This window comes from Nodularia sp. LEGE 04288 (assembly GCF_963896525.1).
Lineage (GTDB): Bacteria > Cyanobacteriota > Cyanobacteriia > Cyanobacteriales > Nostocaceae > Nodularia.
Window position 1 is genome coordinate 1 of record NZ_CAWQOY010000037.1, and the last position, 8925, is coordinate 8925.

Sequence of the window (8925 nt, forward strand, 5' to 3'; positions counted from 1 at the left end):
GGAGTAGGGAGTGGGGAGTGGGGAATGGGGAATCAAAGTTGATGCCTAATGCCCTATACTTACTTAAGTAGGTTTGGTGCATTTAAAATTTTGTGATTGCTATTTACCCTGGCAGCTTTGACCCCATCACTTTAGGTCACCTTGATATCATTCAGCGTGGTAGTCGGCTGTTTGACTTGGTGATTGTGGCTGTATTGCGAAATCCTCACAAAATACCTCTGTTTACTGTGCAGGAAAGATTAGATCAGATTCGCCGCACCACCAAACATCTCTCTAATGTGGAAGTAGACGGTTTTGACGGTCTGACTGTCAATTATGCCCAGCAACGACAAGCACAGGTTTTATTGCGGGGTTTACGAGCAATTTCCGACTTTGAAGTTGAGCTGCAAATGGCTCATACTAATAACACTATTTCAACTCAAATAGAAACAGTTTTTTTAGCCACATCGAATGAGTATAGTTTTTTAAGTAGTAGTGTGGTAAAAGAGATTGCAAGGTTTGGTGGATCTGTTGATCATCTTGTTCCCCAACAAATTGCCCTAGATATATACAAATGCTACAATCACACATCTCCAATGGCCAACCCAACGACAACGGAAGCTATCCCCCCTCTGAAGAGTCTCCCAACGGAACGGGAAGCGTAAGTATTCTCCAGGAACTCAATCGTTTAGAGGATTTGATTCTCTATGGGTTTCGTGTTCCTCTGACTGGGCGCACTCTGGTAGATGAAGACAAGCTAATTGAACAGATCGATTTCATTCGGATTTCTTTACCAGCGATTTTTCAGGAAGCAGCCATCCTCTTGCAACAAAAGGATGAGGTGTTGCTGGAAGCTGAAGAATATGGCCAGCAAGTTATTGAGGCTGCCCAAGCCAAGCGAGCGCAAATTTTGGCGGAAAGCGATATCATCAGACAGGTAGAGCTGGAAGCTGAACAGTTGCGGCGACAAGTCCAGCAGGAGTGTGAGGCGATGATGCAAGCCACTCTGATTGAAATTGACCAGAAGCGGCGTAGCTGTCAAGAAGAGATGGAGGAATTGCGACAAACTGCGATCGCACAAGCTCAAAATATTGAAAATGGCGCTGATGAATACGCTGATAGTGTCCTGGATGGTATCGAACAAGACCTGAAGGATATGTTACGTATTATTACAAATGGACGGCAACAATTACGACAAGATATGCCACCACAGCGTCATTCTCACCCTCCTAAGAAGAAGTAGTACCGCAGGGCGAAAGTCAAGAGCTAAAAAGCTGATTATTTCGGCTTTTAATTGACTTTGAATGGTTGGTTTATTTACGCCATGCTTTAGTCGGTTGTTATTTGATAATTGCTAACTTTTGAAAAGCGGAGAAATTCGTGAGCAATTAGCTTAATTATGGTGATTTTTATGTCTGATCAGAAATAGGAAAATTTTCACCTAAAATATCTTCTTGGTTCGTAGTGAGTGCTTTAGCCCTCAATTTCATTATTTAAAAGGTAAGGAAACATTTTTTGTTTGTTTACTTCTATTTGCTAATAATTATACTAAACGGTTTAGTAACGAATAAAACTTGATATTGACCAAAATAGCGCAATGCGGCAGTTGACTTGCGGCCACTGATTCGCCGTTGATGGTGACGCAAATGACTGAACATTGATGCGTATAAAAATCAAGAAGGTTCTGAATGAAACCTTCTATCTGCAAGCTGTGCTACCATTTCTGCACGGGATGAAACCTCAAGCTTACGAAACATTCGCTTCAAAGCCTGCTTCACAGAATTTTCAGTGATCCAAAGTTTAATCCCGATTTCTGCGTTAGTTAGCCCCAATCCAACTAATTCTGCAATTTGCCACTCACGAGATGTTAAACGTTGGCGTAACTTCTCTGTTTGCGACGCGTCCCGTTGGTACAGCCTTTCGTAGAGAAGAGAATCGTGGTGCTGCCGTGAGTTTTCTGGAATCATGCCTTGTAAATTAACTCTTGCTACCCAAGCCGACAAGTGCAACCCGATGGCACTCAAATCGATGAGATTTTCACTATCAAAGGCAGGCATTGCCTTTTCCCGTGTACAGCAGACTAAGCCGGCAATTTGACCATGATTAATGATCGGCCCCGCCATAACGTGCCAGTGATCGGGACGAGGACAGATTAATTTCCAAGCCTTGGGTGTTGTGACTAATGCTTCATGAACCGGAGCATGGCGCTTTACTAAATAACGCGCTACAGGATTATGCTCAATTGATAGTGCAATTTTCAATATTTTCTGAAGATTGCGATCGCCTAAAGGCAGTTGGTCAAAGAAAAAAATTGCCCATCGTTTTGCTGTAAAGTATTCGCCAATTTTTGGGGCAATTTGCGATCGCAGGTGAGTTTGATCCTTGACCTGATTAATTTCTGCCAATAAAAGCTGCAAAGAAATCGTCATAGTGGGAAAAAGAGTACTCGATCGAGGACTAGACTAGGTTAATTAACACTCCTAGCATAAGGATAGATTTAATTGTAACTGCCACAAAGAAATAAATTCATGACGCAAAATGCCATCTTCAGTCCGTTCTTTGCGACGATGTTTTTAACACTTTTAGTTTGGGTGTATCTGTACATCCGTCGTATCAGCTTTATTAGCAAGACAAAGATCCCCTCACAGGATCTGGCAGTATCCGGCGCATTGGCTCAGATTTCGCCATCAAGTGTATCTAATCCATCGGATAACTTCAAGAACTTATTTGAGATTCCAGTACTCTTTTATGCGATCGCACTATACCTTTTTGCCACCAAGCAGGTAGATGCCGTGTATGTAACCGCCGCCTGGATTTTTGTGGGATTTCGCGTATTACATAGCATTGTCCACTGCACATTCAATTTCATCATGCTTCGGTTTTACCTCTACCTATTTGCCACCCTCGCAGTCTGGTTTATGGCAATCCGTGCAGCACTTATCCACTTTGGCACGAACCAGTAAAAAAGGGGTTATTTAGCAAGAAAAGCAGTGATGCTGTAGGGATAGCTGTCAGGGTTAGCGCATCTCAAACCCTGACGTGTGGCTTGTCTGTGTTGGGGTGCTTCGCCGTTTCAATCCCTGATAGGGATTAAGTTGTTTTTAAACCCACGGTTCCAAACTCGTGTCCACTGGGTACAGTTGTTTCAATCCCTGATAGGGATTAAGTTGTTTTTAAACTCTATTTCTATTATATGTATGATAGGTACATACCAGTTTCAATCCCTGATCGGGATTAAGTGGTTTTTCAACTTGTTTAGATTCGAGTGCAAATTAGTGATTAATCTTGTTCCGTAAGGGCAAGTCCGTTCCCTGCGGGATAAGTCCAATCTTCTATTTTTAAATTTATTTCAGTATTTATTTCATGTGAAGGAATACTATTATTTCTAATCCAATCCATCATTGTGAATGGGTCTACTATATGAGTTTTATAATTTGCTGTTGAACATATATGGTGCTTGTTAGGTATAATAATTTCTATATTTTTTGATGTAAAATGTTTGAAATTAAGTGTAACTAATGCTGTTGCTTTTCCAGCTAATGCTGTTTCTATTACATGAGCATCTTCTTCATCAGGTAGATTGATTAGTCCTGTTCCTCCTAAAGTAATTTGTGGGCTTCTACTTCCTGGACCCAGCTCACTATATTTTTTTATGGCATCAATTTGTAAATCGGCAATTTCTTGGTCTACGCCTAATTTTTCTACTAATACGCTTTTTAATCTGTTTAGCATTCCCCATGAAACAATTAACTGGATTTCTCCTATATCACAAAATCCCTGCCTGATGAATCTAGTAAGTTCTTGGCAGGCTGTATTTTTATGTTGTTTTTTATTTGCAATAAATGCACCGCACCAAATATTTAAGTCTAGGCACAGCCGTATTCTTTTGGTCATGAAATTTTTTAACTTGTTAGATTAATGGCTGCCTCTAGAATGTCTTCTTCTGTTTCTAGTTCATCAATATTTTTGATATCTATTTGTTCTAGCAAATGCTTTTGTGCAATATTGTACTGTGCGTGTACTAAACTACGCAAGTCTGTTACTATTGTATAGTCTTTGTTTTCTAACTGAGAATCTATATTAGACACTCTTTCTGTAATCATTCTAATGATGTAACTAGAGGAAAATTTTAATCTTCTCTTATATTCATCCTTACGAAAATTATTGTATGTTTTCTTTGAAGTGGCAACAGAAAACACCTCTTTTGCAAATTTTTCAATTATTTCCAAGGGAATATCTTGATTAATATCAAAATATTCTTCTAATCCCTCAGCCAAGAGTTCAAATGCTTTTGCCCATTCTTCATATATTTTCTTTGAACTTTTTTCGTCAATATTTTGCTTTATTTTAGTTACTGGTATTAATGACAATTTAATAAAATTTAGTTTTTTACCAAAAGAATTTAGTTTTTCTCGGTAAGAAATTATGACATTTTTTGCATCTGAAATTAGCTTATCTAAAGTTGATGCTGTTTCTTTTTTGTATTGGTAAGTCTTTAAAAAGATTTCTATCTTAGATATAGCTTTATTAATTTTTTCTGAGACATGATCTATTTTTGTACTTGTATCTAAATCTCCTTCTTCAATTTTTTGTGCTTCATTTACAAGACATTGAATATCTCTCAAATCGTCAACTTCATAGCTATCTAAAGAGTCTTTTTTAATTAATGTGTCAAGTTCAAGTCTAATAGTAGTCAGTTCTTGCCGAACATATTCATCTACACAGAGTTTTAATTTTGTGCTTATCGTATCTTTGTATACAATACTCACAGCTTTTACCTCGTTTTGTATTTCAGCTTGTTTATTGATGACGTTTGCACTCTCACACCTTAATGATCGCACAAAATATTCAATCATGTATACATAAATGTCACATATAATGAACTACCCCACCTTACTTAGTTGAGGGTGGGGTTTCTGCATCCCCCCTGGCCAACACCTACCCATTGACGCAAAATACCACCAGATTACAAGGTGTAGGTGAAATCATTAACCAACATCCCAGGAACCAAACTACCTCCCAGTTGGCGACTTTCATAGGTTCCGACTTCGGGGATAAATTCCTGAAAATTAGTAAATTCTACGAGATTATCTCCCCAGAAGCGATAGAGACTTTCATCAAAGCGTAAGTTTTCAATGGGGGCGACGATTTCACCGTTTTCTACCCAAAAGCACGCATAACGGGTCATACCTGTAATTCTACCAGTTGGGCGATCGCTCCAGTTCAAGTAATGCAAGTTCGATATATATAGTCCTGTGCCTAAACTCCCCAAAATTTCCTCAAAGCCTAAATTTCCCGGACTGATTTCCGGCGCACGTAACGTTTCCGAACTATTCGCACCGTTGGCAGTTTTTCCATATTCCTTGGCTGTGCGAGAATTAACTAGAGTATTGACTAAAATTCCTTGTGCAATTAAGGGTAATTCCGGGGCTACCATTTCCCCCAATTGGTTAAATCTCGGCACAAACCCCTGTTGAAAGTTTTCCTTTAAACTAAACTGGGGCGAAAGTTGTTTTTCTCGGCGGGATAGCATCGCTAAAGCACTGTTTCCTTGTTGTAAATCGGCTTCACTCACGGCTGACCAAGAAAGCATCCCCAATAAATCCGCAACCGCCGCCGGCGCAAAATAAGTTTTATATTGTCCCCGTGTTAATTGTTTAGCGGGACGAGAAAGTAATTCCAGTTGAGTTTTAGCTTCGTTAATTTTGGCGATGTAAGCGGTTTCATCCCAATTACTTCCGGCAAATATGCCTTTAACTGCTTGCCCACGGTTATCAAAGAGAGAATAATCTAAGGTAAATGTATCAGTGGCAAACCAGTGTTTTTGTCCCTGAGAATCACCATAAGCTTGAATTACGACTCCGCCAGCATACATCCCTGTAAAATCTAATTCAGCTACCAGTTCTAATAAAGTTGGTACTACTGATTCTGCTGCTAATAATTGCCCAGAATTTACTTCTCGACTGGTCTTATTTCCTGATGGTAAAACTAAATAGGGATCAACTGGTAATAGTGTCAGTTCTTCTCGGAGTTCGAGTAAAGCTGTGTATGCTGTTTGCCAATCTTTATCCCAATTCCCAGTGAAGGGAAAGGAGCGAAAACTGCTGCGCTGATTTTCCATTAAGGTCAGTTCTATGGAACCATCAGCGACTAAACCTGTTTGTCGGACTTTTGCATGATTGAAACGCGTAAATTGGCTTTTTTCACTGCTGAGTCTGACGGTGAACTGTTCGGTTTTTGTTTTTTTAATGAGTAGTGTTTCTATGAGTTGATTAAAAGTGGTTTCTAAGGTAGATAATTCTGCTAGTTTCATCATGAGGAGTGAGGAGTTGGGAATGAGGAAAAACGAACCACAGAGACGCAGAGGACACAGAGGAATGAGATTTTGAGAGGTTTTTTTGCGTCATTCCTAGATCAATGACCAATGACTAATGACTAATGACCACCACCAAAGACTTCGACGTTGGCAAATACACACACTGGTGAACCGTGTCCTACCCAAATGGCTTGATTTGGTTCGCCTTTACCACACATGGCTGTACCATACATCTGCCAGTTGTCTGTGTTTCCTACTTGGGTGAGGCTGTGCCAAAATTCTGGGGTTGTGGCTCGATAGTTGGGATTTCTCAGGGTTTTGGTGAGTTTGCCGTTTTCAATTAATTTGGCGTATTCACAACCAAACTGAAATTTATAACGGCGATCGTCTATTGACCAAGACCGATTCGATTCCATGTAAACGCCGTGTTCGATTCCGCCAATCATTTCTTCGACGGTGGCGTTTCCTGGTTCTAAATTTAAATTCGCCATGCGGTCAATGGGGGGACGATTCCATGAGGATGCACGGGCGCAAGCTACACCTGATATCCCGGCTCTGGCTTGGCTTTCTAAGCTGCCTAAACCTCTTTGTAAGACTCCATCTTTAATTACATACTCTCGTGTCGCTACTGCCCCTGTATCATCAAATCCGTAGCTGGCAAATTGTCCGGGTACGGTGGGATCAAAGGTGATGTTCATCAGGGGCGAACCATAGGCGAGGTTGCCAAAGTCACTCTTTTTAACAAAGCTACCGCCGGCGTAGTTGCGCTCATCTCCTAATATTCGGTCAATTTCTAGGGGATGTCCGACACTTTCGTGAATTTGCAGCATCATTTGGTCTGGTGCTAGGACTAAATTTGTGCGGGTGTTGGGACATTCTGCGGCTGTTAAAAGTTCTATGGCTTGTTCTCCAACTTCCTGGACTCGCGGCCATAGTTCTTCTTGTTTTAATAGTTCCCATCCACCTTGATAACAATGGGCTTGCCAACCATTATTACTGCGTTGTTGGACTACTGCACCATCTTGTGCGATCGCACCATAATGAGTTCCTATAGTAACAATTTTTTGATAGACTTCTGAGCCATTGCTGCTGACAAACCAAGTTTCTCTCTCCGTGGTGCTGGCGCTGGCTGAGGTTTGCACTATTTTGTCATCAACTTTCAGAGTTTGGCAGACACGCACCAATAAATTGTTGATTTCTCCAGCGCTGAGAGTGTCTAAGGGCTGTGAAAAGGGAGATTTATATTCACCTACAACTTTGGGGCGTTGACTTTCTTGAAAGGGATATATCCACCATTTGCTTGCTGCTAGGGCTTGTTGATAAGCTGTGTGGGCTGCTGCTTGTAGTGATGACAATTCTAGGGAGTTTGTGGCTGCATAACCGAGACAGCCATTGACTAAAACTTCTAGCATCGCCCCGATAGTGGAGGATTTGCCGTTAATTTGGGGTAAGCCATCCCGAACATGACGAGTGGAGGAATTTTTCTTGACGGCTCTAATCCCAATCCAATCAGCCGGAATATCGAGATTAGCGATCGCTTGTGTAAGTTCAGACCACATATTTATATTGAAATTGAGCAGAAAAACATGATAACAAAACTTGAATATGACTACTCTTAAATAGTAGTCTCTTGACATTTTCAATTCATTCCTATAGTCTACTACACTGTACTGATTTCCGAAGTATAAACAATACAGAATTTGAAAAAACTATGAATAATACATTTTTCCTTTTCATGGCAGCAGCATTGGTTGTCAATTTTGTCACCATAGAATCATCCTCTGCTGGAAAAAAAGATATTTCTTTATTAGTCAATAATACTAGCTCAATGACTAGGGCGAATTTTAAAATAGCGCCCTGGGGTTGACCTTACTTTTCAGATATATAAACTTTGAGATGAATAATTTCTTGAAAACTGCTAAAGTAAGTTAGCAGCGCATAGATAAAAGTTAAAACTCCGAGCATTTCTAGCAATTCTTCAATCACTATGCCAATTGTTGTTATGAGAGCCAGCCGACCAAAAGATTCTCTTAACAGCCCACTTACCATTTCCATACCCAGCGCTCCGCCTACATAAAAAATTGCGGCAAGCAGGAATAAATATTGCGTCTTTTTAGGTAAATCTAGGAAAAATTTGAAATATTTATATAGAAAGAATATTACAGCAGGAATCCCAAATATAACCCAGGTGTGAAAAAATATGGGGCTGAAATTAAATTGTTCTCTGAGGGCTGGAATAATTAAAATTTCGTGCAAACTAAAAGCTTCATCTAGACTGAAAATCAGAAATAGTAAAGATAGGTTTTTCCAATAAATAAAATACTTATCTGTCTTTTTAATTGAAGTAATTACTGCTAACAATCCGGAACAAAATAATAATGTGAATGATGAATACCAAGCAGGAATATTTAACTCTTCATCAAGGCTAAAGAGTTCGTAAAACCATTTTGAGCTAGGAAATTGGAAGTCGGATACTAAGAAATAACCACTGAGAGCGCCAGTTACAGTTAGACATGAAATTATAATAATTAAACGTTGTGCAATTTTTTTAGCAGAGATATGAATGGGGAACTCTACATCACGAGTAGATGGCTGCGGCATATAAATTTTTTAGTAATATTCTTAACATC

9 protein-coding genes are annotated in these 8925 nt (G+C 39.8%); 3 read left to right on the forward strand and 6 right to left on the reverse strand.

The window, feature by feature from the left end; all coding sequences use genetic code 11:
* Positions 1-92 precede the first annotated feature (92 nt).
* Together coaD and AACX33_RS03330 are read left to right on the forward strand one after the other, a co-directional pair.
* The gene (coaD, locus tag AACX33_RS03325; RefSeq protein WP_193998257.1) at positions 93-644 is read left to right on the forward strand and encodes a pantetheine-phosphate adenylyltransferase; all 552 of its coding nucleotides are present in this window, start codon (positions 93-95) and stop codon (positions 642-644) included.
* Positions 554-1222 carry a DivIVA domain-containing protein gene (locus AACX33_RS03330; protein WP_227789427.1) on the forward strand — a complete coding sequence of 223 codons (669 nt, stop codon included), beginning with the start codon at positions 554-556 and terminating at the stop codon, positions 1220-1222. Before coaD ends, AACX33_RS03330 begins: the two co-directional genes overlap by 91 nt.
* Before the next feature lie 430 nt (positions 1223-1652).
* On the opposite strand, the gene AACX33_RS03335 is transcribed toward AACX33_RS03330, so the two are convergent.
* Positions 1653-2408, reverse strand: a complete 756-nt coding sequence (locus AACX33_RS03335; protein ID WP_193998258.1) for a LuxR C-terminal-related transcriptional regulator — start codon at positions 2406-2408, stop codon at positions 1653-1655.
* A 99-nt stretch (positions 2409-2507) separates the two neighbouring features.
* On the opposite strand from AACX33_RS03335, the gene AACX33_RS03340 reads away from it, so the two are divergent.
* The gene (locus AACX33_RS03340) at positions 2508-2942 is read left to right on the forward strand and encodes an MAPEG family protein (protein WP_193998259.1); all 435 of its coding nucleotides are present in this window, start codon (positions 2508-2510) and stop codon (positions 2940-2942) included.
* Between the two features lie 316 nt (positions 2943-3258).
* On the opposite strand, the gene AACX33_RS03345 is transcribed toward AACX33_RS03340, so the two are convergent.
* From AACX33_RS03345 to AACX33_RS03365, 5 genes are all read right to left on the reverse strand, one after another.
* Positions 3259-3873 (reverse strand): PIN domain-containing protein, encoded by a 615-nt coding sequence (locus tag AACX33_RS03345; protein ID WP_193998260.1) that lies wholly within the window; start codon positions 3871-3873, stop codon positions 3259-3261.
* 8 nt (positions 3874-3881) lie between these two features.
* The gene (locus AACX33_RS03350; RefSeq protein WP_193998261.1) at positions 3882-4835 is read right to left on the reverse strand and encodes a hypothetical protein; all 954 of its coding nucleotides are present in this window, start codon (positions 4833-4835) and stop codon (positions 3882-3884) included.
* A gap of 110 nt (positions 4836-4945) precedes the next feature.
* Positions 4946-6292: a TldD/PmbA family protein gene (locus AACX33_RS03355; protein ID WP_193998395.1), complete on the reverse strand. Its 1347-nt coding sequence runs from the start codon at positions 6290-6292 to the stop codon at positions 4946-4948.
* A 122-nt stretch (positions 6293-6414) separates the two neighbouring features.
* Positions 6415-7854 (reverse strand): TldD/PmbA family protein, encoded by a 1440-nt coding sequence (locus tag AACX33_RS03360; protein WP_193998262.1) that lies wholly within the window; start codon positions 7852-7854, stop codon positions 6415-6417.
* A gap of 310 nt (positions 7855-8164) precedes the next feature.
* Positions 8165-8896 carry a hypothetical protein gene (locus AACX33_RS03365; protein WP_193998263.1) on the reverse strand — a complete coding sequence of 244 codons (732 nt, stop codon included), beginning with the start codon at positions 8894-8896 and terminating at the stop codon, positions 8165-8167.
* Between the last annotated feature and the right edge of the window lie 29 nt (positions 8897-8925).

Bases quoted from the DNA above. Each gene is read 5' to 3' on its own strand.
- AACX33_RS03330 (WP_227789427.1), top strand. From the start codon at position 554: ATGCTACAATCACACATCTCCAATGGCCAACCCAACGACAACGGAAGC.
- AACX33_RS03365 (WP_193998263.1), bottom strand. From the start codon at position 8,896: ATGCCGCAGCCATCTACTCGTGATGTAGAGTTCCCCATTCATATCTCT.
- AACX33_RS03335 (WP_193998258.1), bottom strand. From the start codon at position 2,408: ATGACGATTTCTTTGCAGCTTTTATTGGCAGAAATTAATCAGGTCAAG.
- AACX33_RS03355 (WP_193998395.1), bottom strand. From the start codon at position 6,292: ATGAAACTAGCAGAATTATCTACCTTAGAAACCACTTTTAATCAACTC.
- AACX33_RS03350 (WP_193998261.1), bottom strand. From the start codon at position 4,835: ATGATTGAATATTTTGTGCGATCATTAAGGTGTGAGAGTGCAAACGTC.
- AACX33_RS03340 (WP_193998259.1), top strand. From the start codon at position 2,508: ATGACGCAAAATGCCATCTTCAGTCCGTTCTTTGCGACGATGTTTTTA.
- AACX33_RS03360 (WP_193998262.1), bottom strand. From the start codon at position 7,854: ATGTGGTCTGAACTTACACAAGCGATCGCTAATCTCGATATTCCGGCT.
- AACX33_RS03345 (WP_193998260.1), bottom strand. From the start codon at position 3,873: ATGACCAAAAGAATACGGCTGTGCCTAGACTTAAATATTTGGTGCGGT.